Source organism: Nocardioides albertanoniae (genome assembly GCF_006716315.1).
GTDB lineage: Bacteria > Actinomycetota > Actinomycetes > Propionibacteriales > Nocardioidaceae > Nocardioides > Nocardioides albertanoniae.
Window position 1 is genome coordinate 1,496,207 of sequence record NZ_VFOV01000001.1, and the last position, 21,411, is coordinate 1,517,617.

The 21,411-nt window shown below is 71.4% G+C and carries 20 protein-coding genes; 17 read left to right on the top strand and 3 right to left on the bottom strand.

Annotation, left to right across the window (positions count from 1 at the left end; genetic code table 11):
• Window position 1 precedes the first annotated feature (1 nt).
• Genes mftD through mftF form a run of 4 tightly spaced genes read left to right on the top strand, consistent with a single transcriptional unit; the run spans window position 2 to window position 4,167 of the window.
• The gene (mftD, locus tag FB381_RS07155) at window positions 2–1,174 is read left to right on the top strand and encodes a pre-mycofactocin synthase MftD (protein ID WP_141779656.1); all 1,173 of its coding nucleotides are present in this window, start codon (window positions 2–4) and stop codon (window positions 1,172–1,174) included.
• 1 nt (window position 1,175) lies between these two features.
• Window positions 1,176–1,895, top strand: a complete 720-nt coding sequence (gene mftE, locus FB381_RS07160) for a mycofactocin biosynthesis peptidyl-dipeptidase MftE (RefSeq protein WP_141779657.1) — start codon at window positions 1,176–1,178, stop codon at window positions 1,893–1,895.
• Window positions 1,892–2,680 carry a mycofactocin-coupled SDR family oxidoreductase gene (locus FB381_RS07165; RefSeq protein WP_141779658.1) on the top strand — a complete coding sequence of 263 codons (789 nt, stop codon included), beginning with the start codon at window positions 1,892–1,894 and terminating at the stop codon, window positions 2,678–2,680. Before mftE ends, FB381_RS07165 begins: the two co-directional genes overlap by 4 nt.
• The gene (mftF, locus tag FB381_RS07170) at window positions 2,677–4,167 is read left to right on the top strand and encodes a mycofactocin biosynthesis glycosyltransferase MftF (RefSeq protein ID WP_141779659.1); all 1,491 of its coding nucleotides are present in this window, start codon (window positions 2,677–2,679) and stop codon (window positions 4,165–4,167) included. Before FB381_RS07165 ends, mftF begins: the two co-directional genes overlap by 4 nt.
• On the opposite strand, the gene FB381_RS07175 is transcribed toward mftF, so the two are convergent.
• On the bottom strand, window positions 4,079–4,672 hold the full coding sequence (locus FB381_RS07175) for a GPR1/FUN34/YaaH family transporter (RefSeq protein WP_141779660.1): 594 nt from the start codon (window positions 4,670–4,672) through the stop codon (window positions 4,079–4,081). The genes mftF and FB381_RS07175 overlap by 89 nt on opposite strands.
• Before the next feature lie 224 nt (window positions 4,673–4,896).
• On the opposite strand from FB381_RS07175, the gene FB381_RS07180 reads away from it, so the two are divergent.
• Complete coding sequence (locus tag FB381_RS07180; protein WP_211352345.1) at window positions 4,897–5,478, top strand: adenylate kinase; 582 nt, start codon at window positions 4,897–4,899, stop codon at window positions 5,476–5,478.
• A gap of 9 nt (window positions 5,479–5,487) precedes the next feature.
• Window positions 5,488–7,212, top strand: coding sequence for a ubiquinone-dependent pyruvate dehydrogenase (gene poxB / locus FB381_RS07185; protein ID WP_141779661.1), 1,725 nt, complete (start codon window positions 5,488–5,490; stop codon window positions 7,210–7,212).
• Here poxB and FB381_RS07190 read toward each other — a convergent pair.
• Window positions 7,200–7,772, bottom strand: coding sequence for a TetR/AcrR family transcriptional regulator (locus FB381_RS07190; RefSeq protein ID WP_141779662.1), 573 nt, complete (start codon window positions 7,770–7,772; stop codon window positions 7,200–7,202). The genes poxB and FB381_RS07190 overlap by 13 nt on opposite strands.
• Window positions 7,773–7,886: 114 nt before the next feature.
• Between FB381_RS07190 and FB381_RS07195 the strand changes: the two genes are divergently transcribed.
• The 7 genes from FB381_RS07195 (at window position 7,887) to FB381_RS07225 (ending at window position 15,924) form a co-directional block, all read left to right on the top strand.
• Entirely contained in the window at window positions 7,887–8,345 is a 459-nt protein-coding gene (locus FB381_RS07195) for a DoxX family protein (protein WP_211352346.1), read from the top strand.
• A gap of 62 nt (window positions 8,346–8,407) precedes the next feature.
• Window positions 8,408–9,616, top strand: a complete 1,209-nt coding sequence (locus tag FB381_RS07200) for an ROK family transcriptional regulator (protein WP_246087997.1) — start codon at window positions 8,408–8,410, stop codon at window positions 9,614–9,616.
• A gap of 217 nt (window positions 9,617–9,833) precedes the next feature.
• A complete protein-coding gene (locus FB381_RS07205) occupies window positions 9,834–11,378 on the top strand; it encodes a sugar ABC transporter ATP-binding protein (RefSeq protein ID WP_211352347.1) in 1,545 nt (514 codons plus the stop codon).
• A complete protein-coding gene (locus FB381_RS07210) occupies window positions 11,375–12,448 on the top strand; it encodes an ABC transporter permease (protein WP_141779664.1) in 1,074 nt (357 codons plus the stop codon). The genes FB381_RS07205 and FB381_RS07210 overlap by 4 nt, the downstream gene beginning before the upstream one ends.
• Before the next feature lie 56 nt (window positions 12,449–12,504).
• Complete coding sequence (locus tag FB381_RS07215) at window positions 12,505–13,578, top strand: substrate-binding domain-containing protein (RefSeq protein ID WP_141779665.1); 1,074 nt, start codon at window positions 12,505–12,507, stop codon at window positions 13,576–13,578.
• A 66-nt stretch (window positions 13,579–13,644) separates the two neighbouring features.
• A complete protein-coding gene (locus FB381_RS07220) occupies window positions 13,645–14,859 on the top strand; it encodes a Gfo/Idh/MocA family protein (protein ID WP_141779666.1) in 1,215 nt (404 codons plus the stop codon).
• 57 nt (window positions 14,860–14,916) lie between these two features.
• The gene (locus FB381_RS07225) at window positions 14,917–15,924 is read left to right on the top strand and encodes a sugar phosphate isomerase/epimerase family protein (RefSeq protein ID WP_141779667.1); all 1,008 of its coding nucleotides are present in this window, start codon (window positions 14,917–14,919) and stop codon (window positions 15,922–15,924) included.
• A 28-nt stretch (window positions 15,925–15,952) separates the two neighbouring features.
• Here the strand turns inward: FB381_RS07225 and FB381_RS07230 are convergent, their stop codons facing one another.
• The gene (locus tag FB381_RS07230; protein WP_141779668.1) at window positions 15,953–16,327 is read right to left on the bottom strand and encodes a DoxX family protein; all 375 of its coding nucleotides are present in this window, start codon (window positions 16,325–16,327) and stop codon (window positions 15,953–15,955) included.
• Window positions 16,328–16,449: 122 nt separating this feature from the next.
• On the opposite strand from FB381_RS07230, the gene FB381_RS07235 reads away from it, so the two are divergent.
• The 4 genes from FB381_RS07235 (at window position 16,450) to FB381_RS07250 (ending at window position 21,378) form a co-directional block, all read left to right on the top strand.
• Window positions 16,450–17,769, top strand: a complete 1,320-nt coding sequence (locus tag FB381_RS07235; RefSeq protein ID WP_141779669.1) for a TIGR01777 family oxidoreductase — start codon at window positions 16,450–16,452, stop codon at window positions 17,767–17,769.
• Between the two features lie 131 nt (window positions 17,770–17,900).
• Window positions 17,901–18,920 carry a LacI family DNA-binding transcriptional regulator gene (locus FB381_RS07240; protein WP_141779670.1) on the top strand — a complete coding sequence of 340 codons (1,020 nt, stop codon included), beginning with the start codon at window positions 17,901–17,903 and terminating at the stop codon, window positions 18,918–18,920.
• 122 nt (window positions 18,921–19,042) lie between these two features.
• On the top strand, window positions 19,043–20,689 hold the full coding sequence (locus FB381_RS07245) for a xylulokinase (protein WP_141779671.1): 1,647 nt from the start codon (window positions 19,043–19,045) through the stop codon (window positions 20,687–20,689).
• Window positions 20,689–21,378 carry an L-ribulose-5-phosphate 4-epimerase gene (locus FB381_RS07250; protein WP_141779672.1) on the top strand — a complete coding sequence of 230 codons (690 nt, stop codon included), beginning with the start codon at window positions 20,689–20,691 and terminating at the stop codon, window positions 21,376–21,378. Before FB381_RS07245 ends, FB381_RS07250 begins: the two co-directional genes overlap by 1 nt.
• Window positions 21,379–21,411: the final 33 nt, after the last annotated feature.

Sequence of the window (21,411 nt, forward strand, 5' to 3'; positions counted from 1 at the left end):
CATGTCGAAGATCTGGTTCGAGACCGTCCTCGAGGCCCAGCGCCGGGCGAAGAAGCGTCTCCCGAAGTCCGTCTACAGCGCGCTGCTCGCGGGCTCGGAGCGCGGGGTCAGCTATGACGACAACACCGCCGCGTTCGCCGAGCTCGGCTTCGCGCCCCACTGCGCAGGACTGTCGGACAAGCGCGATCTGGCCACTACCGTCATGGGCGAGGAGATCTCGCTGCCGGTGATCTGCTCGCCGACCGGCGTACAGGCCGTGCACCCGGACGGCGAGGTCGCCATCGCCCGCGCGGCTGCCGCCCGCGGCACCATCACCGGCCTGAGCTCGTTCGCGAGCAAGCCCGTGGAGGAGGTGGTCGCGGCCAACCCTCAGACGTTCTTCCAGATCTACTGGCTGGGCAGTCGTGACGCGATCCTCAAGCGGATCTCGCGGGCCAAGGAGGCCGGTGCCCGCGGTCTGATCCTCACCACCGACTGGTCCTTCTCGATGGGGCGTGACTGGGGCAGCCCGGCGATCCCGGAGAAGCTCGACCTGAAGGCGATGGTGCGTTTCGCGCCCGAGACGCTCGCCCGGCCGAAGTGGCTCTCCAGCTTCGCGCGCGCCGGCTACGTCCCCGACCTGACGGTGCCCAACCTGGTCGACCCGGGGGAGGAGGCGCCGACCTTCTTCGGCGCTTACTACGAGTGGATGCAGACGCCGCTGCCCACCTGGGAGGACCTCGCCTGGCTCCGTTCGCAGTGGGACGGCCCGGTCATGCTCAAGGGGATCTGCCGCGTCGACGACGCCAAGCGTGCCGTCGACGCCGGCATGACGGCGATCTCGGTCTCCAACCACGGCGGCAACAACCTCGACAGCACGCCGGCACCGATCCGGGTGCTGCCCTCGATCGCCGACGCCGTAGGTCACCAGGTCGATGTCGTGCTCGACGGCGGCGTACGCCGGGGGAGCGACGTCATCAAGGCGGTCGCCCTCGGCGCCCGTGCCGTGATGATCGGTCGCGCCTACCTGTGGGGGCTGGCCGCGAACGGCCAGGCCGGGGTGGAGAACGTCCTCGACATCCTGCGCAGCGGCGCCGACTCGGCGCTGCTCGGCATGGGGAAGTCGAGCCTGGCCGAGCTCAGCGCCGACGACATCGTGATCCCGTCTGGGTTCACCCGCACCCTGGGCGCCTGAGATGGAGCTCGCGCACGCCACCTGGCCCGAGGTCGGTGAGGACGTCGAGGTCGTCGTGGTGCCGACGGGCTCGTGCGAGCAGCACGGTCCGCACCTCCCGTTCGCGACCGACGCCGCGGTGGCGGCTGCCGTCGCTGAGCGCACGGTGACACGGCTGGTGGCCGCCGGGGTCCACGCGGTCCTGGCGCCGGCGTTGCCCTACGGGGCGAGCGGCGAGCACGAGCACTTCCCGGGCACCGTCGACATCGGCCATGACGCCCTGCACTCCGTGGTGCTCGAGCTCGGCCGCTCGATCTCGCGGTGGGCGGACCGGATCGTCTTCGTCAACGGCCATGGTGGCAATGCGCCCGCGGTGGCCAGCGCCGTGCGGCGGCTGGTCTACGAGGGCCGCGACGCTGCCTGGATCCCGTGCGAGGTCGCAGGTGGGGACGCCCACGCCGGCCGCACGGAGACCTCGCTGGTGTCGGCGCTCGCGCCGGGGGACGTACGTCATGAGCGGGCCGAGGCCGGCGCGACCGAGCCGGTCGACCTGCTCCTGCCGATGCTGCGCGCCGGGGGAGTCCGGGCCGTGTCTCCCAACGGGGTGCTCGGTGATCCGGCGGGCGCCTCTGCGCAGGAAGGTGAGCGGCTCCTGTCCGAGCTGGTCGATGCGGCGGCCGATGCCGTGCTGATCGGCCGGGCGGACGGTGCCGGACGGTTGCGGGTGGCGGCGTCGGTATGACACCCGGTCCGGTCGCACTCGTCAGCGGTGCCGCGGGCGGCATGGGCGGCGCGATCGTCGCCGGCCTCGTGGAGGACGGCTTCCACGTCGTCGGTGTCGACGCGTGCGCGCCGATGCCCGGGGCCGCGTCCCGACCCGGCCGCGAGCAAGCCCTTCGTGACCTCGAGTCCAGGTCGCCCGGTCGGGTCGACACCGCGATCATCGACGTACGTCACGGTGCGGCGGTGGGTCGCCTGATCGAGTCCATCGACTCTGCCCACCAGCGGCTGGACGTGGTCGTCGCCGCCGCGGGGGCGGTCGCTGGAGGACACGCGATGTGGGAGGCGCCCGAGGGCGAGCTCGACGTCATGCTCGACGTCAACCTGCGCGGGGTCTGGAACCTCGCCGCGGCTGCGGTGCCGCTCATGCTCCGGGCGGAGCCGCCACGCTCGGGGCGGTTCATCGCGATCGCCTCCGCGGCCGGCCATCGGGGTCTGCAGCAGCTCACGGCGTACGGCGCCAGCAAGCACGCGGTGGTGGGACTCGTCAGTGGCCTCGCTGCCGACCTGCGCGGCAGCGGGATCACGGCGACCGTGGTGTCGCCGGGCAGCACTCGGACCGAGATGCTCGCCGCGACCGCTGCCCTCTACGGCCTCGACTCCGTCGAACCGTTGGCCGAACGTCACCTCGTCGAACGCGTCCTCGAACCCGACGAGATCGCCGACGCGGTGCGCTGGCTCAGCTCGCCGCGATCGGGTGCGGTCACCGGTGCGGTGCTCCATGTCGACGGTGGGTTCACGACATGATCCGCGAGCTGCCCCGTGGGACGGTGCTCAGGCTGCTCCAGAGCACGTGGCGCGGTGAGGAGGGCCGGGCGCTCTACGGTGGCGCGCCCGCCCGGATGCTGTTCCTGAAGGCGGCCGCGGTCGAGGCGCTCGGCGAGGGCGAGATGGTCGTCGACTCGCCGCGAACCGCTCGGCTGGGCCGTCTGCTCCTGGACCGAGGTCTTGCCGAGATCGCATGGTCTCCGCGGCGCGCGGGCAGTGCGGACGTCACCGTCGTCGTTCCGGTCAAGGACCGGCCCGCCGCCCTGGCCCGGCTGCTGGAGGCGCTGGCGGGGCTCCACATCATCGTGGTCGACGACGGATCGTCCGACCCCGTCGAGACCGAGCAGGTCGCGGCGGCCGCCGGCGCCGACCTGCTGCGCCACGACCAGTCCCGCGGCCCCGCCGCGGCCCGGAACACCGGGCTGAGGGCGGTACGCACGGAGCTGGTCGCCTTCATCGACTCCGACGTCGTCCCGGTCGATGGCTGGCTGGAGCCGCTGCTCGTCCAGGTCGGTGACCCGGCCGTCGGGATCACCGCTCCGCGCATCGTCGCGCTCGAGCGCGGGCTCGGGCCGGGCGTACGCCTGAGCCGCATCGACCGCTACGAGTCGGTGCGTTCCTCGCTGGACCTCGGCGCGGCAGCCGCCCTGGTCGTGCCCGGCGGACCGGTCCCGTATGTGCCCTCCGCCTGCCTGGTCGGCCGAACGGCCGCGTTCGGGGAGGGGTTCGACGAGGCGATGAGGGTCGGAGAGGACGTCGACCTGGTCTGGAGGACCGTCGAGCAGGGGTGGCTCGTCCGCTACGTGCCCGAGTCGCGGGTCGCGCACGAGCACCGGGGCACGGCGGCCGGCTGGCTCACCCGCAAGGCGTTCTACGGCACCAGCGCGGCGCCCCTCGCGATGCGTCACCACGACGCGGTCGCGCCGGTGATCGTCGCGCCCCTCACGGTCGCGGTCGGTCTTGTCCTGGTGGCGCAGCGCCCGTGGGCGCTGGGCATCGGCGCCGGGATCGGTGCCGCGGTGCTCGCGAGGACCGCGCGCTCCATGCGACAGAGCGAACACCCCGGGATCGTCGCTGCCCGTCTCGTGCCGTACGGCCTGGCGGCCTCGGCCAAGCAGTGTGCCGCGGCGATGAACAGACACTGGTGGCCGGTCATGATCCCGGCCGCCCTGGCGTCGCGGCGGATCCGGCGCGCCTGGGTCGCCGCGGCCCTGCTCGACGGGCTGGCCGACTGGTCACGATCCCGACCCGACCTGGACCCGCTCACCTACACCGCTCTGCGCCGCCTCGACGACCTCGCCTACGGTGCGGGGCTGTGGTGGGGCGCCGTCCGGCACTCCACCACGGCCCCGCTCCGGCCGGCGCTGTCGCGCCCGTTCAGGCGCGGACCGGGGCACCGAGCGGAAGGGCGCGGCCTCCGGTGGCCTGGGACATGGCGTCGAGGAACAGGTACGCCCCCACGATGACGAACGCGAACACGGTGTAGCCGCCCAGCTGGGTGAGGAGCGTGCTGGCCTGCGCGGTGCCGAGGAGCACCAGCAGCAGCGCCAGGTCGATCAGCCCGAAGAGCACCGTGAAGGCGCGCGGCAGCCGCAGGGTGGCCAGGGTGAGCAGCACGATGACGGCGAGCCAGGATCCGAGGAACAGCTCCTGGGTCCGGGCCGTGTCGGCGGCCTGGATGCCGAACCAGCCGTGGGTCAGGCCCAGCACGAGGGCGGCGTAGCTCGACCAGAACCCGGTGAAGATGCCGAAGATGGCGGCCACGGCGTTCTGGTTGAGACGGGTCGCCCAGATCGCGGCGATGCCCTGCCCGAATGCGGTCGCCGTGGCGATGATCGGGATGGACGCCGCGACCGCGGTTGCGGGGACGAAGCCGGTCAGCACGAGGCCGAGGGCCACGGAGCCGACCAGGAAGGTCGGGACCCCGATGAGGGCGGGATTGCCGTCGGGGACGGTGGTTTCAGCGGACATGAGAACCTCCAAGGATTGATGTCCTTGTCACTGTCCCGACCTGGGGTCCGCTGCACACCCTGCGAGCAGGTCGCAGTTGGCCCTGCCTGGTCGGAGGGTATCGACCCGCCCGAGGGCGAGGCTCCCCATCGTGCAACGTGACTGCAGCGGTGCGGCGCCTAGCCTGCGACCAGGTGTGATCGCCGGGCCTCCGGCGCGAGTGACGACGAAAGGCTCCCCACCGCATGCGACTGCTTCTGATGGGCCCGCCGGGTGCGGGCAAGGGCACCCAGGCCACCACGATCGCCGCTCGTTTCGGCGTGCCGGCGATCTCGACCGGTGACATCTTCCGGGCGAACGTCGCCCAGCGCACCGAGCTGGGCGTGCTGGCCGACGCCTACATGAGCGCGGGCGACTACGTGCCCGACGAGGTCACCAACGCGATGGTCGCCGACCGGCTCGCCGAGGCCGACTGCGCCGACGGCTTCCTGCTCGACGGCTATCCGCGGACGCCCCAGCAGGTCGCCGAGCTCGACGCGATGCTGGAGCGGTGCGGTGTCGAGCTCGACTCGGTAGTGCTGCTCGAGGCCGACTCCGAGGAGCTCGTACGCCGCCTGCTGCTCCGGGCGCAGGAGCAGGGGCGTGCCGACGACACCGAACCGGTCATCCGCCGGCGGCTCGAGGTGTACGCCGCCGAGACGGAGCCGTTGGCCGCTGCGTACCTCGATCGGGGTGTGCTCGTCAGCGTCGACGGCCTCGGTTCGATCGAGGAGGTCGCCGAGCGGATCATGGCTGTCCTGGCCCCCGAACCGGTGGTCGTGGAATAGGTTGGCAGCATGTCGACCGTCGCAGAGCAGATCGTGGCCACGCTCACCGCCAGCGGCATCCGCCGCGTCTACGGCATCCCGGGGGACTCGCTCAACGGATTCACCGATGCGCTGCGGAAGGACGGCACGATCGAGTGGGTGCACGTCCGCCACGAGGAGGCGGGTGCGTTCGCGGCGGCCGCCGAGGCCGCGACGACCGGCGAGCTGGCGGTGGCGGCCGGCAGCGCCGGACCGGGCAACCTCCATCTGATCAACGGCCTCTACGACGCCAACCGCTCACGGGTGCCGGTGCTGGCGATCGCCGCCCACATCCCCAGCGCCGAGATCGGCACCGGCTACTTCCAGGAGACCCACCCGCAGGAGCTGTTCCGCGAGGCCTCGGTCTACACCGAGTACGTCGCCAGCCCGAGCCAGATGCCGCACGTGCTCGAGGTCGCGATGCGCGCCGCCATCGAGAAGCGGGGCGTCGCGGTCGTGGTGATCCCGGGCGACGTGGCCCTCGCCGAGGCCGTCACCAAGCGGGTCACCGCGATCACCCCGAGCCTGTCACGGACCGTGCCGGCCTCCGGCGAGATCGAACGAGCGGCCGCCGCCCTCAACGACGGCAAGCGGGTCACGATCCTCGCCGGCGCGGGCACCGCGGGCGCCCACGACGAGCTGATCGCGCTCGCCGACGCGCTGGGCGCGCCGATCGTGCACGCGCTGCGGGGCAAGGAGCACGTCGAGTACGACAACCCCTTCGACGTCGGCATGACCGGCCTGCTCGGCTTCGCCTCCGGCTACCGGGCGATGGACCGCGCCGACACGCTGCTGATGCTGGGCACCGACTTCCCCTATCGGCAGTTCTTCCCCGAGCACGCGACCACGATCCAGGTCGACATCCGCGGCGAGCAGATCGGCCGGCGCCACCCCGTCGACATCGGTCTGGTCGGGAGCGTGAAGGACACCGCCCGGGCCCTGCTCCCGCTGCTGGAGCGCCAGACCGACCGGGACCATCTCGACGACTCGCTCGATCACTACCGCAAGACCCGGGCCAGCCTCGACGAGCTCGCGACGCCCTCGAAGCGTGGCAAGGCGATCCACCCGCAATACCTCACCAGGCTCGTCGACCAGGCGGCCGCGGACGACGCGGTCTTCGTGCCCGACGTCGGCTCGCCGGTGGTGTGGGCGGCGCGCTACCTGACCATGAACGGCCGCCGCCGGCTGATCGGGTCCTTCACCCACGGCTCGATGGCCAACGCGCTGCCGCACGCGATCGGCGCCCAGGCCGCCCACCGCGACCGGCAGGTCATCGGCCTGGCCGGTGACGGTGGCCTGACGATGCTCCTGGGCGAGCTGATCACGCTCGTCCAGAACAAGCTGCCCGCCAAGCTCGTGGTCTACAACAACTCCTCGCTCAACTTCGTCGAGCTGGAGATGAAGGCCGCCGGGTTCGTCAATTACGGCACCGACCTGGCCAACCCCAACTTCGCCGACGTGGCGCGCGCGATGGGCATCCACGCGCGCCGTGTCGAGCACGCTGAGGAGCTTCCCGACGCCGTCGCCGAGATCCTCGCCCACGACGGCCCGGCGCTCCTCGACGTGATCACCGAGCGGCAGGAGCTCTCGATCCCGCCCGCGATCACCGCCGAGCAGGTCAAGGGGTTCACCCTGTACGCGTTGCGCACGGTGCTCTCCGGGCGGGGCGACGAGCTCTTCGACCTCGCCAGGGCCAACCTTCGTCAGCTGTTCTGACCCTCGCGGAACATCATCGACGCGGCTTCTCGGACGATGTCGGTCAACGCGTCGGGGGAGTGGGTGCTGATGGCGCCGCCGGCCGCCAGCGTCGCGAAACCGTGCACGAGCGCCCAGGCGCCGAGCTCGGTCACCTCGGGGGAGACCTGGTCGGTGTAGGTCGTCGCCGCGCGGGCGGATCCGCTCAGGAGCGACCACGTCAGCTGGCGCGCCTCGAGCACGGACGGGTCGTCCACGTCGAACAGGTCGGGCCGGAACATGACCTCGAAGTGGGCTCGATGATCGAGCCCGAACCGCACGTACGCCGCGCCCAGGTCGGCCATCGACCCTCTCTCGCTCTCGAGCCGCTCGGCGAGCAGGGCGAAGCCTTCTGCCGCGAGCGCGGTGAAGACGCCCCGCTTGGAGCCGAAGTGGTGTGCGGGGCCGGCGTGGGAGACGCCCGCTCGACGGGCGAGGTCGCGCAGGCTGAGGGCCGATGGGCCCGACTCGGCGATCACCTCGACCGCGGCGTCGAGGACGGCACGCCGTAGCGAGCCGTGGTGGTAGCGGTCCGTGGGCATGGGGCGACTCTAGGCGACCGATCTAGGCATTGACAAGATTTACGGTGACCGGCAGTCTTGTCAGTGACAAGTTTCCGGAGAAGGGTAGATCCGATGGCACCGCTGGTGATTCTGATGGTTGTCACGGCCCTGGTGCGGTTCACGCCGCTGGGTGGTGCGCGCACCTGGGCCAACGCGTCGAGGTTCGGGCTCGCCGCCATGTTCACGGCCACCGGGATCGCCCACTTCGTGGGCATGCGCGAGGAGCTGATCGCGATGGTGCCGCCGTCGCTGCCCGAGCCCGGGCTGCTGGTCTCGGTGACCGGCGTGCTCGAGCTGCTCGGCGCGATCGGTCTGCTGGTGCGGCCGACGACCCGGGCGGCGGCGATCGCCCTCGGGCTGATGCTCGTCGTGATGTTCCCCGCGAACGTCTACGCCGCCACCCACGGGCTCATCACCGAGTGGGTCGACCACCTGATCCCGCGCACGCTGCTCCAGATCGTCTTCCTCGTCGCGATCGCGGTCGTGGTCCGTGGGGAGTCGCGCTCCGGGGCAGGCCGTGACCTGGCGCCGCAGCCCGTGCGGACGACCTGATCCGTCGGTCGCCGGGGCGGGCATCACTGCCCTCCTCGGCGGCCGCGTGCGAGGATCGCTGCGTGCTGCACTCACTCGCTGGTCGGGCCGAGAGCCCGATGCAGGCGCGCATCCTCGAGCTGCTCCGTGATGAAGGTCCCCTCTCGCGGGTGCAGCTGGCCGACCGGATGGGCGTCTCGCGCACGACGATCGCGGCCGAGGTCACCCGGCTGGGCGAGCTGGGGCTGGCCCAGGAGGTGGGCCGCGCCGCCTCCAACGGTGGGCGACGCTCGAAGCTGGTCGACCTCGACCCCGACATCCGCTTCCTCGGCATCTCGATCGGCGCCACCGGGCTCTCGGTCGGCATCACCGACGGTCGGCTGGCCGTGCTCGCCGCTCGTTCGGTCGACTGCGACATCCGTCAGGGGCCCGAGATCGTGCTGGCCGTGGCGCTCGACGAGGCGCGCGCGGTGATGGCCGAGGCCGGCGTGGACGAGCCGCTCGGCGCCGGCATCGGCGTGCCTGGTCCCGTCGACTTCCATCGGGGAGTGTCGGTCTCGCCGCCGATCATGCCCGGCTGGGACGGCTATCCCGTGCGCGACGCCGTGGCCCGCGAGCTCGGCTGCCCGGTGGTGCTCGACAACGACGTCAACGTCTTGGCGGTGGGGGAGCAGCACGCCGGTGTCGCCCGCGCCGCCCGCGACTTCCTCTACGTCAAGATCGGCACCGGCATCGGCTGCGGGATCGTCGTCGACGGCGACCTCTACCGCGGGGTGGACGGGTGCGCCGGCGACATCGGCCACATCCGGATCAGCGACGACGGCCCGTTGTGCGCGTGCGGCAACACCGGCTGTCTCGAAGCCTACGCCGGCGGTGCCGCACTCGCCCGTGACGCGCGCGCCGCCGCCAGGACCGGCCGCAGCCCGGTGCTGGCCGAGCTGCTGGAGGCTCAGGGTGAGCTGAGCGCCGCGGACATCGGCGTCGCGGTCGCGCGCGGAGATGCGTACGCCCTCCAGCTCATCCGCGACAGCGGCCACGGGGTCGGGCAGGTCCTGGCCAGCCTGGTCTCGTTCTTCAACCCCAGCCTGATCGTCATCGGCGGCCGGGTCACCGGTCTGGGCCATGCCCTGCTCGCCGAGATCCGCAGCGTCACCTACCGGCGCTCGCTGCCGCTGGCCACCGGCAACCTGCCGATCGTGATCAGCGAGCTCGGCGACCAGGGTGGGGTCATCGGTGCGGCCAGGCTGATCAGCGGCTCGGTGTACGCGCCGTTCCACGACGCTCGCGCCTGACCCGAGCAGAGCGCGCGGGCCCGCATGGCCCGCTTCGGAACGCCCTCGGGAGAGGCGTCTCTGGACTTTGTCCGAGAACTTGCCAAAGTTTGACTACAACTTTGAGAAATGTGTCGCGAACCTCTTGTGCTCGCTCGGCACGGCCCTTACTTTGAGCGAGATGGCGCTGTGATCGTCATCACAGGAGGGCCGTTGCCGGCCCCGAGGAAGGGGTCCGATGACCGAGCAGTCCGGTGCGCAGCCACAGGGCGCAGAGCCAGGTGAGCTCTTGCGCATGCGTGGCATCGTCAAGCGGTTCCCCGGCGTGCTGGCACTGAGCGGCGTCGATCTCGACGTGCGTGCAGGCGAGGTGCACTGCCTGCTGGGCCAGAACGGAGCGGGGAAGTCGACGCTGATCAAGGTGCTCTCGGCGGCCTACCAGCCCGAGGAGGGCGAGATCGCCTGGGCCGGTGAACCGGTCCGGCTCGCGACGCCGGTCGCGGCGATGAGGCTCGGCATCAGCACGATCTACCAGGAGCTCGACCTCGTGCCCGGCCTCACCGTCACCGAGAACGTCTTCCTCGGTCGCGAGCTCTCTCGCGGCGGTTTCACGCGTACGTCGGAGGCCACCGGCCGCGTCCGCGACATCCTTCGGCGCCTCGGTCACTCCGAGGTGGACCCGAGCGCGCTGGTCGGCGACCTCTCGCCGGCCGCGCAGCAGATCGTCAGCATGGCGCGCGCCCTCTCCCACGACACCCGGCTGCTGATCCTCGACGAGCCGTCCGCGGTGCTCGACCAGGAGGAGGTGCGCAACCTGTTCCGGGTGATCCGCGACCTCACCGCCGAGGGTGTCGCGATCGTCTACATCTCCCACCGCCTCGAGGAGATCCGCGAGATCGGCGACCGGATCACCGTGCTCAAGGACGGCCGCACCGTCGCCACCGGCCTTCCCGCCCAGGACACCCCGACCGCCGAGCTGATCAAGCTGATGACGGGCCGTGCGATCGAATACGTCTTCCCGCCCCGTCCCGAGGGTGACCGCTCGGCCGCCGACCCTGTCCTGGAGGTGCGCGAGCTGGCCGGCGAGGGTCGTTTCCGTGACGTCACCTTCGACGTACGCGCGGGTGAGATCGTCGGCCTGGCCGGGCTCGTCGGCTCGGGCCGCTCCGAGATCCTGGAGACGGTCTACGGAGCGCGCAGGGCCTCGGCCGGCACCGTCAGCGTGGCCGGACGGAAGCTGCGCAAGGGATCCGTGCGCGCCGCGGTCGCGGCCGGCGTCGGCCTCGCTCCGGAGGAGCGCAAGAGCCAGGCGCTGCTGCTCGACCAGGCGGTCTACCGCAACATCACGGTCTCCTCGCTGGGCCGGTTCGCCCGCGGCGGCTTCCTCGACGACTCCGCCGAGCGCGCGCGGGCCGAGGAGCTCAGCGGCTCCCTCGACGTACGCCCGACGGGTGTCGAGCGGCCGGTGCGCACCCTGTCCGGCGGCAACCAGCAGAAGGTGGTGCTGGCTCGCTGGCTGCTGCGCGAGTGCAAGGTGCTGCTCCTCGACGAGCCGACCCGCGGCGTCGACGTCGGCGCCCGCAGCGAGATCTACAAGCTGATCCGCCGGCTGGCCGACGACGGCGTCGCCGTCGTGGTCGTCTCCAGCGAGGTCGAGGAGGTGCTCGGCCTGGCCGACCGGGTGCTGGTGGTGCGCGAGGGCCGCGTCGTGCACGAGGGGCCGGCCACCGAGATCGACGAGTCCGGGGTCCTCGACCTCGTGATGGAAGGAGAGGTCGCATGAGTAGCGAGACCCCCACGACGCCGACCGCGCCGACGGCGCCGCCCGCGGCGGAGAGCGCCCGTGTCGAGCGTGAGGCCGTACGCAGCGACGAGATCGCCGACCAGGGGTTCCTGCGCATGGTGCGCACCACCGCCGGGCGCGATCTCGGCCTGGTCATCGCGCTCGCGCTGCTGTGCCTGGTCGGCGTCGTCACCGGGGGCGACCGGTTCGCAGACATCGACAACGTGATGACGATCCTGCGGCTCGCGGCCGTGATCGGTGTGGTCAGCATCGGGATGACGTTCGTGATCGCCGGCGGCGGGATCGACCTCTCGGTCGGAGCGATCGTCGCGCTCTCCTCGGTCTGGTGCACCGCGCTGTCGACGCAGGTGATGGCCACCGACTCCCACTGGTCGGTCATGGCGCTCACCGCGGTGCTCGTCGGCGCCGGCTGTGGTCTGGTCAACGGCCTGCTGATCGCCTACGGAGGGGTGGTGCCGTTCATCGCCACCCTGGCGATGCTGGCCAGCGCCCGGGGGCTCGCCGAGCTCATCTCCGACCGCAAGACGCAGATCGTCGACGTGCCGGGTTTCCGTGAGGCGATGTCCGGTGATCTCCTCGGCGTGCCGGTGCTGGTGTGGATCTTCGCGATCGTCGCCGCGCTCGGCTGGGTGCTGCTCAACCGCACCACCTTCGGGCGACGCACGCTCGCGGTCGGCGGCAACGCCGAGGCCGCCCGGCTGGCCGGCATCAGCGTCAAGCGCCACACGATGATGCTCTACGTGCTCCTCGGCGCCTGCTGCGGCATCGCCGCGATCATGCTGGTCTCGCGCACCACCACCGGCAGCTCGACCCACGGCACCCTCTACGAGCTCGACGCGATCGCCGCCGTCGTCATCGGCGGCACGCTGCTCTCCGGCGGTCGCGGCACCATCGTCGGCACCGTGCTCGGCGTGCTGATCTTCACGGTGCTGTCGAACATCTTCACGCTCAACAACCTCTCGTTCTCGGCCCAGTCGGTCGTCAAGGGCCTGATCATCGTGGTCGCCGTGCTCCTGCAGCAGCGCCTCGCGCGACGCACCAGCCCCTGACGTACGCCTGCCTCTCTCCCTCTCGGCACCGCCAGCCCACAGCAAGGAGCCTCATCATGATTTCACTGCCGACGATCTCTCGGCCGACCCGCAACCTGCGGCGCCTCGGCGTCGCCCTGGCCGCCGGCGCCACGCTGATCAGCCTCAGCGCCTGCATGCCCAGCAACGACCCGCCCGAGAAGGACACCGGCGGCGGCACCTCGGAGGCCAAGGCCGGCTCCAACGACGAGAAGGGCGACACCGTCGTCATCGGCTTCTCCGCCCCGGCCGCCGACCACGGCTGGATGGCGGCCATCACCGACGCCGCCGAGGCAGAGGCCGAGAAGTACGACGACATCGACCTCCGCGTCGCCGAGGGCACCAACGACGTCAACCTGCAGATCAGCCAGGTGGAGACGTTCATCAACGAGAAGGTCGACGCGATCGTGCTGCTGCCGTTCGACGGCGCCGCGATGACGCCGGTGGCCCTCAAAGCCATGGAGGCGGGCATCCCGGTCATCAACGTCGACCGCGAGTTCGACGACCCCAACGCCGCCCGGGCGACGATCCTCGGCGACAACTACGGCATGGGCGTCTCCGCCGGCCAGTACGTCTGCAGCGAGGCCGGCGACAACAGCGACGCCGTCGTCGCCGAGATCGCCGGCATCGACTCGCTCCCGCTGACCCAGGACCGCAGCAAGGGCTTCGCCGACGCGCTCAAGAAGTGCGGTCTGAAGGTCAACAACCGGGTCGCGGCCGAGTTCACGGTCGAGTCGGGCGAGAAGGTGGCGTCCAACCTGCTCCAGGCCGCGCCGAAGATCGACTTCCTCTGGAACCACGACGACGACCAGGGCGTCGGCGTGCTGGCCGCGATCGAGAACGCCGGCCGTGACGAGTTCACCATGATCGGCGGCGCGGGCTCGCGCAACGCGATGGACGCCATCAAGTCGGGCGACGGCGTGCTCAAGGCGACCGTCATCTACCCCTCGACGCAGGGCGCCGACGGGATCAGGACGGCTCGCCTGCTCGTGCAGCAGAAGGCGATGTCCGACCTCGTCGAGAACGAGGTGCCGCGCAGCATCCAGCTCTTCGCCCCGGTGGTGACCGAGGAGAACGTCGACGACTACATCGACGCCGCCTTCGCCTCCTGATCACGATCGACCACACCCCCGCGCTCGGGCGCGGGGACACCACCTGAGACGAAGGGACGAGGTCACATGACCGAGGCCACGACGACCACGACGACGACCGGCCCGACGACCGGCGGGCAGCGTCAGCTGTCGGTGGGCATGATCGGCTACGCCTTCATGGGCGCGGTGCACTCCCATGCCTGGCGCAGCGCCCACCGCTTCTTCGACCTGCCGCTGCAGCCACGGATGAGCGTGGTCTGCGGGCGCGACGCCGCCAAGGTCGAGCAGGCGGCGGCCACGATGGGCTGGCAGGAGAGCGAGACCGACTGGCGCCGGATGATCGAGCGTGACGACGTCGACCTGGTCGACATCTGCACCCCCGGCGACACCCACGCCGAGATGGCTATCGCCGCGCTCGCGGCCGGCAAGCACGTGCTGTGCGAGAAGCCGCTGGCCAACTCCGTCGAGGAGGCCGAGCGGATGGCCGAAGCGGCTGCCGAGGCGGCCACCCGCGGGGTGCGGGCGATGGTCGGGTTCACCTATCGTCGTGTCCCGGCGATCGCGCTGGCCCGCAAGCTCGTCGGCGACGGCCGGCTCGGCGAGGTGCGGCACGTGCGGGCGCAGTATCTCCAGGACTGGCTCGCCGACCCCAGCTCTCCGCTGTCGTGGCGGCTCGACAAGACCAAGGCCGGCTCGGGGGCGCTCGGCGACATCGGCGCGCACGTCATCGACCTGACCCAGCACATCCTCGGCGACACCATCGGTGAGGTGAGCGGCCAGCTCGAGACGTTCGTGAAGGAGCGGCCGGTCGCGACGGACTCGGCCGGGCTCTCCGCGACCGCCGGCACCGAGCGCGGCCCGGTCACCGTCGACGACGCGGCGGTCTTCATCGCCCGCTTCACCGGCGGCGCGCTCGGCGTCTACGAGGCGACCCGGTTCGCCACCGGACGCAAGAACGCGATCCGCATCGAGATCAACGGCTCGCTGGGCAGCCTCGCCTTCGACTTCGAGGACATGAACGTCCTGCACTTCCACGACGCCACGATCGACGACGAGGAGGGCGGCTTCCGCCGCATCGTCGTCACCGAGCCCGGTCACCCCTACGTCGGGGCGTGGTGGCCGCCGGGGCACGGCCTCGGCTACGAGCACGGCTTCACCCATCAGGTCGTCGACCTCATGCGGGCGATCGCCGCCGACACCGACCCGAGTCCGACCTTCGCCGACGGGCTCCAGGTGCAGCGGGTGCTCGCCGCGGTGGAGACCAGCTCCGAGACGCGGGCCTGGCAGACCATCACCGGCTGAGCCGGTCGCCCCGATCAGGGGCGGGCGGCGTACGAGATCTTTCAGGGAAGGAACAGCATGACTCGACCGATCACCCTCTTCACCGGACAGTGGGCCGACCTGCCCTTCGAGAAGGTGTGCGAGCTCGCCTCCGGCTGGGGATACGACGGGCTCGAGATCGCCTGCTGGGGCGACCATCTCGACGTGTGGCGGGCCGCGGAAGACGACTCCTATGTCCAGGCCAAGCTCGACCTGCTCGAGCAGCACGGGCTGAGCGTCTACGCGATCTCCAACCACCTCAAGGGTCAGGCGGTCTGCGACGACCCGATCGACGAGCGCCACCGCGCGATCCTGCCCGACCGCATCTGGGGCGACGGCGAGCCCGAGGGCGTACGCCGCCGGGCGGCCGAGGAGATGGAGATGACCGCCCGCTCGGCGCAGCGGCTCGGCGTCAAGACCGTCGTCGGGTTCACCGGCTCCTCGATCTGGAAGTACGTCGCGATGTTCCCGCCGGTGACCGAGGAGATGGTCGCCGCGGGCTACCGAGACTTCGCCGACCGCTGGAACCCGATCCTCGACGTCTTCGACGAGTGCGGGGTGCGGTTCGCCCACGAGGTGCACCCCTCCGAGATCGCCTACGACTACTGGTCGACGGTCGCGACGCTCGAGGCGATCGGTCACCGCGAGACCTTCGGGCTCAACTGGGACCCGTCCCACATGGTCTGGCAGCAGGTCGACCCGGTCGCGTTCCTGTGGGACTTCCGCGACCGGATCTACCACGTCGACTGCAAGGACACGAAGATGCAGACCGGCAACGGCCGCAACGCCCGGCTGTCCTCGCACCTGCCGTGGGCCGACCCGCGCCGCGGCTGGGACTTCGTCTCCACCGGTCACGGGGACGTGCCCTGGGAGCAGTGCTTCCGGATGCTCAACGCGATCGACTACGCCGGCCCGATCTCGGTGGAGTGGGAGGACGCCGGGATGGACCGTCTGCGCGGCGCCCCCGAAGCCCTCGAGTTCGTGCGTGCGCACGCCTTCGATGCGCCCGAGGCGGCCTTCGACGCGGCGTTCAGCACCACCGACTGATCTGACTCACGGCCGACTCACGACCCGCTCACACCCACGGCACCAGCCCGAACCTGCCCCAGGCGACGAAGAGGAGAGCAGCGAGGAAGACCAGGTCGCCGAGGAACTCCTTGGGCTCGTTGCGGCGTACGCGCTCGGTGGCGGCGCCGGCCATGTAGAGCGCCATCGCGGAGGCGGCGATCGGCACGAGCACCGGGGCGATGTCGAGCAGCCCCGGCAGGAGGAGGCCGAGGCCACCGAGCGTCTCCGTGACGCCGATGCCGTTGACCTGCCGGGCGCTGAAGTCGTGCGCCCAGGGCTGCTTCGCCGCATAGCGTTCGTGGGGCCAGGTCAGCTTCACGATGCCGCCGACGGTGTAGGCGAGGCCGAGGACGATCGCGACGATCCAGAGTGCGATGTTCATGGTTCTCCTGTGGTGGAAGATTGATCTGTTGCCCTTGAGACGGGGCAGGCCGTGATCGTGTGACATCGCCGGTGCCGGGGGAGTGGTTGTACGTCGGCCCGATCCGAGCGACGCTGTGACCTATGACGTCTCCACTGGTTCGGTCCCACACGCTGACCACGCGAGTCGAGGCGCCGCTCGAGGATGTGTTCGCCTGGCACGGGCGGCCGGGTGCGATCCACCGGCTGATGCCGCCATGGATGCCGGGCAGCGTGCGCGCGGAGGCGAGCGACCTGGCCGACGGCACGGCGGTGCTCTCGCTCGCCCCCGGCGTCGACTGGGTGGCGCGGCACGACCCCGAGGCCTACGACCCTCCCCACCTCTTCACCGACCGGCTCGCCTCGCTGCGGCCGCTGTCATGGACTCATCGGCACGAGTTCGCCGCCGACGGCGAGGAGACGCTGGTCACCGACAGGATCGAGACGAGCGCCCCCGGCGGGACGGTGGACCGGATGCTCGCCTACCGCCACGAGCAGCTGGCGGCTGACCTGCGGACCCACCGCAGGGCGTACGCAGCGGGCAAGGCCCTCACGATCGCGGTCACCGGGTCGAGCGGCACCGTCGGGCGAGCTCTGGTGCCGCTGCTGACCACGGGCGGGCATCGGGTGGTCCGGCTGGTCAGAGGCACCCCGACCGGGGCCGACGAGCGCCGCTGGGACCCCTCCGCGCCCGACCCGGGTCTCCTCGACGGTGTCGACGCGGTCGTCCACCTGGCCGGTGCCTCCATCGCCGGTCGCTTCACCGAGGCGCACAAGGCGGCGGTGCGCGACTCCCGGATCGAGCCCACGCGGCTGCTTGCGGAGGCCGCGGCACGCAGCGGCGTACCGACCTTCGTCTGCGCCTCCGCGATCGGGATCTACGGTGCCGACCGGGGCGACGAGGTGCTCACCGAGGCGTCGTCGAGGGGCTCCGGCTTCCTCGCCGACGTGGTCGCCGACTGGGAGGCCGCGAGCCGCGTGGAGGGGCCGCGGGTGGTCAACGTGCGCACCGGCATCGTGCAGACTCCGGCGGCGGGAGCGCTGCGGCTCCAGCGTCCGCTCTTCGCCGCCGGCCTGGGTGGCCCGATCGGCGGCGGCGACCAGTGGCTGAGCTGGATCGCCATCGACGACCTCGTCGACATCTACCACCGGGCGATCTTCGACGACACGCTCGTCGGGCCGGTCAACGCGGTCGCACCCGAACCGGTCACCGGCCGGGTCTACGCGCAGACCCTCGCCCGCACACTGCACCGCCCGGCCCTGCTGCCGACCCCGGCCCTCGGTCCTCGCCTCCTCCTCGGCGCGGAGGGCGCGCAGGAGGTCGCCCTGGCGAGCCAGCGCGTCGAGCCGGCGGCTCTCGGGAGCCACCACGCGTTCCGCCACCAGGGGCTGGAGGCGGCCCTGCGCCACGTGCTCGGGCGGTGAGGCCGGGAAGCGCCAGGCACGTGACCGCATCGGGTCCGGACTCGGGCGACGAGCGGCTCTGCGGCCGGAAGCTCCGTCGCAGGTGCATGCCGCTACGGGACGTGAGGGAAGAACCCTCTTAGGATCACCCCATGGTCCCGCCTGAGTCGAAGAACGCGCCGAGCATGGCTGATGTCGCGGCCCGGGCCGGGGTCTCCCATCAGACCGTGTCGCGGGTGGTCAACGGCTCCGATGCCGTGCGCGGCGAGACCCGTGACCGGGTGCAGGCGGCGATCGACGACCTCGGCTACCGGCCCAACAAGTCGGCGCGGGCGCTGGTGACGCGACGGTCCGGACGCCTCGGGGTGCTCTACACGCAACCGCATCTCTACGGTCCCAGCACTCTCGCCGCCTCGATCCATCAGGCGGGTCAGCAGGCGGGCTACGACATCATCCTGAGCCCGGTGCCCCACCTGGAGGCCACCTCGGCGGAACGCGCGATCGAGGCGCTGCTCGACGACGCGGTCGAGGCGGTCCTGCTCGGGGTCGCGCACCAATCGTTCGAGGAGCTGGTCGTCCAGCTCTCCTCCAAGGTGCAGGTGGTGATGATCCACAGCGACCCGCGCGAGGGCGTGCGCTCGGTCGGGATCGATCAGCACGCCGGAGCGGTGCTGGCCACGCAGTATCTGCTCGATCTCGGTCACCGCAACATCGCCCATGTCGGCGGCCCGATCGGCTGGATCGACGCCAAGCAGCGCCGCGAAGGATGGCTGACGGCGCTCAAGGACAACGGTGTGGGCCCAGGTCTCGAGATCACCGGCGACTGGTCGAGCAGGAGCGGCTACGAGGCCGGCGCCCGGATCGCCGGCGACGACTCGGTCACCGCGGTGTTCGCGGCCAACGACTCGATGGCGCTGGGGGTGATCCGGGCGCTGCACGAGGCCGGGCGCCGGGTGCCGCAGGACGTGAGCGTCGTCGGCTTCGACGACGTGCCCGACGCCGCCTATCTCTGGCCGCCGCTGACGACCGTACGCCAGGACTTCGAGGCGCTCGGTGCGCTCGCCGTCGACGTCGCCACGACGGCGATCGCCCAGGGCACGGTCGAGGTGCCCACGCTGATCGCCCCCGAGCTGGTCGTGCGCTCCTCGGCGGCTCCTCACCAGCCCCGATAGCGGCCCGATAGCGGCTCGGATATCGACCGCCCTGCCGGGGCGTGTGGGTGACCTGCGTCATATGTTAGCGTTCACATCGCTTCGCCCCCACTTCGAGTCCCGGATCAGAGAACGGAGCCGCGATGACGCAGCGAGCAGACAGCCCGCCCGACCTCACGGAGACCGCGCTCGGCATCGAGCTCGGGTCCACCAACATCAAGGCATGCCTGATCGGACCCGACAACGCGCCGATCGCCACCGGCTCCCACCTGTGGGAGAACGAGCTCGTCGACGGCCTGTGGACCTACTCGCTCGAGGCGGTCTGGGCCGGTGTGCAGGGTGCGGTCGCCGCGCTCGGTGAGGAGGTCGAGCGTCGCTACGGCACGCGGCCGACGACCTTCGGGTCGATCGGGGTCTCGGCGATGATGCACGGCTATCTCGCCTTCGACGCCGCCGGCGAGCTGCTGGTGCCGTTCCGCACCTGGCGCAACACCAACACGGCCGCCGCTGCCGCGGAGCTGTCGCAGACCTTCGGCGCCAACATCCCGCTGCGCTGGTCGGTCGCCCACCTCTACCAGGCGATCCTCGACGACGAGCCACACCTGCCGCGGATCGCCTCGCTGACCACCCTGGCCGGCTACGTCCACCGCGCACTCACCGGGCGCCACGTGCTGGGGGTCGGCGATGCGTCCGGCGTCTTCCCGATCGATCCGGTCACGGGCACCTATGACGCGCGGATGCTGGGCTCGCTCCGTGACGTGGTCGCCGCCCGCCGTCCGGGCTTCGAGGTCGAGCACCTGCTGCCCGAGGTGCTGCTCGCAGGTGCCGACGCCGGCCGGCTGAGCGAAGCGGGCGCCGCCCTGCTCGATCCGTCCGGCACGCTGCGCCCGGGCATCGCGCTGTGCCCGCCCGAGGGCGACGCCGGCACCGGGATGGTCGCCACCGACTCGGTGGCGCGCCGCACCGGAAATGTCAGCGCCGGCACCTCGATCTTCGCGATGGTCGTGCTCGAGGAGCCGCTGGTCACCTCCCACCATGCGATCGACGTCGTCACCACGCCCGCCGGCGACCCGGTCGCGATGGTGCACTGCAACAACGGCGCCAGCGAGCTGAACGCCTGGGCCGGGGTGTTCGGCGAGTTCGCCGCCGCGCTCGGTCACCCGAGCGACCCGGACGCCGTCTTCGAGGCCCTGCTCACCGCGGCCCTGAAGGGATCCCCCGACGGTGGCGGGCTGCTGGCCTACAACTATCTGGCGGGCGAGCCGATCACCGGCCCCGATGAGGGCAGGCCGCTGTTCGTACGCACCCCCGACAGCCGGCTCGACCTCGCCGAGTTCGCCCGCGCCCAGGTCTACGGCGTCTTCGGCACCCTCGCCCTCGGCATGCGGGTGCTCGCCGAGCAGGGCGTCGAGATCGACGCGATGTTCGCCCACGGCGGCCTGTTCCGCACCGCGGGTGTCGCTCAACGTCTGCTGGCCGCCGCCATCGGCGCCCCGGTGGCGGTCGGCCGCACCGCCGGCGAGGGCGGCGCGTGGGGGATCGCGGTCCTGGCTGCGTACGCCCGGGCGGTCGCGGTCGAGGGCGACCTGACCCTGAGCGCCTATCTCGCCGAGCGCGTCTTCGGTGACGTCGACCTCGAGGTCGTCGAGCCGGATGAGGCAGACGTCGCGGGGTTCGGGACCTACCTCGAGCGCTACGAGACCGGGCTGGACATCGAACGTGCCGCGGTGGCCTCGCTCGCGCGTTGCCCCGAAACCAGCACAGAACCCAGCACCCGAGGAGGCCGGTGATGAGCGGCTTACCCGTCGCGCTTCGCGCCGCCGTCGAGGCCACCAAGGAGCGCGTCGCGTCGCTCCACGCCGAGCTGCCGCGCTGGGAGCTGGTCGTGTGGACCGCGGGCAACGTCTCCGAGCGGGTGCCCAACCCCGACGGTGACGACCTGCTGGTCATCAAGCCCTCCGGGGTCGCCTACGACGACATCACCGCCGAGGCGATGGTCGTGTGCGACCTGGCCGGCAACCTCGTCGAAGGTGAGCGGTCGCCTTCATCGGACACGGCCGCCCATGCGTACGTCTATGCCCAGATGCCCGAGGTCGGGGGAGTGGTCCACACCCACTCCACCTACGCCACCGCCTGGGCCGCCCGCGGGGAGGAGATCCCCTGCGTGCTCACGATGATGGCCGACGAGTTCGGCGGCCCGATCCCGGTAGGCCCGTTCGCGATCATCGGCGACGACTCGATCGGACGCGGCATCGTCGAGACGCTGCGGGGGTCGCGGAGCCCGGCGGTGCTGATGCAGAACCATGGTCCGTTCACGATCGGCCAGGACGGTCGAGCGGCCGTCAAGGCCGCAGTGATGTGCGAGGAGGTGGCTCGCACCGTGCACATCGCCCGCCAGCTCGGGCAGCCGCTGCCGATCGAGCAGAGCGCCGTCGACTCGCTCCACGACCGCTATCGATTCGTCTACGGCCAGCACTGAGCTGTCTGCACCGACCTGTCCGCACCGAGAGGG

Bases quoted from the DNA above. Each gene is read 5' to 3' on its own strand.
- mftD (WP_141779656.1), top strand. From the start codon at position 2: ATGTCGAAGATCTGGTTCGAGACCGTCCTCGAGGCCCAGCGCCGGGCG.
- mftE (WP_141779657.1), top strand. From the start codon at position 1,176: ATGGAGCTCGCGCACGCCACCTGGCCCGAGGTCGGTGAGGACGTCGAG.
- FB381_RS07165 (WP_141779658.1), top strand. From the start codon at position 1,892: ATGACACCCGGTCCGGTCGCACTCGTCAGCGGTGCCGCGGGCGGCATG.
- mftF (WP_141779659.1), top strand. From the start codon at position 2,677: ATGATCCGCGAGCTGCCCCGTGGGACGGTGCTCAGGCTGCTCCAGAGC.
- FB381_RS07175 (WP_141779660.1), bottom strand. From the start codon at position 4,672: ATGTCCGCTGAAACCACCGTCCCCGACGGCAATCCCGCCCTCATCGGG.
- FB381_RS07180 (WP_211352345.1), top strand. From the start codon at position 4,897: ATGCGACTGCTTCTGATGGGCCCGCCGGGTGCGGGCAAGGGCACCCAG.
- poxB (WP_141779661.1), top strand. From the start codon at position 5,488: ATGTCGACCGTCGCAGAGCAGATCGTGGCCACGCTCACCGCCAGCGGC.
- FB381_RS07190 (WP_141779662.1), bottom strand. From the start codon at position 7,772: ATGCCCACGGACCGCTACCACCACGGCTCGCTACGGCGTGCCGTCCTC.
- FB381_RS07195 (WP_211352346.1), top strand. From the start codon at position 7,887: ATGGTTGTCACGGCCCTGGTGCGGTTCACGCCGCTGGGTGGTGCGCGC.
- FB381_RS07205 (WP_211352347.1), top strand. From the start codon at position 9,834: ATGACCGAGCAGTCCGGTGCGCAGCCACAGGGCGCAGAGCCAGGTGAG.
- FB381_RS07210 (WP_141779664.1), top strand. From the start codon at position 11,375: ATGAGTAGCGAGACCCCCACGACGCCGACCGCGCCGACGGCGCCGCCC.
- FB381_RS07215 (WP_141779665.1), top strand. From the start codon at position 12,505: ATGATTTCACTGCCGACGATCTCTCGGCCGACCCGCAACCTGCGGCGC.
- FB381_RS07220 (WP_141779666.1), top strand. From the start codon at position 13,645: ATGACCGAGGCCACGACGACCACGACGACGACCGGCCCGACGACCGGC.
- FB381_RS07225 (WP_141779667.1), top strand. From the start codon at position 14,917: ATGACTCGACCGATCACCCTCTTCACCGGACAGTGGGCCGACCTGCCC.
- FB381_RS07230 (WP_141779668.1), bottom strand. From the start codon at position 16,327: ATGAACATCGCACTCTGGATCGTCGCGATCGTCCTCGGCCTCGCCTAC.
- FB381_RS07235 (WP_141779669.1), top strand. From the start codon at position 16,450: ATGACGTCTCCACTGGTTCGGTCCCACACGCTGACCACGCGAGTCGAG.
- FB381_RS07240 (WP_141779670.1), top strand. From the start codon at position 17,901: ATGGTCCCGCCTGAGTCGAAGAACGCGCCGAGCATGGCTGATGTCGCG.
- FB381_RS07245 (WP_141779671.1), top strand. From the start codon at position 19,043: ATGACGCAGCGAGCAGACAGCCCGCCCGACCTCACGGAGACCGCGCTC.
- FB381_RS07250 (WP_141779672.1), top strand. From the start codon at position 20,689: ATGAGCGGCTTACCCGTCGCGCTTCGCGCCGCCGTCGAGGCCACCAAG.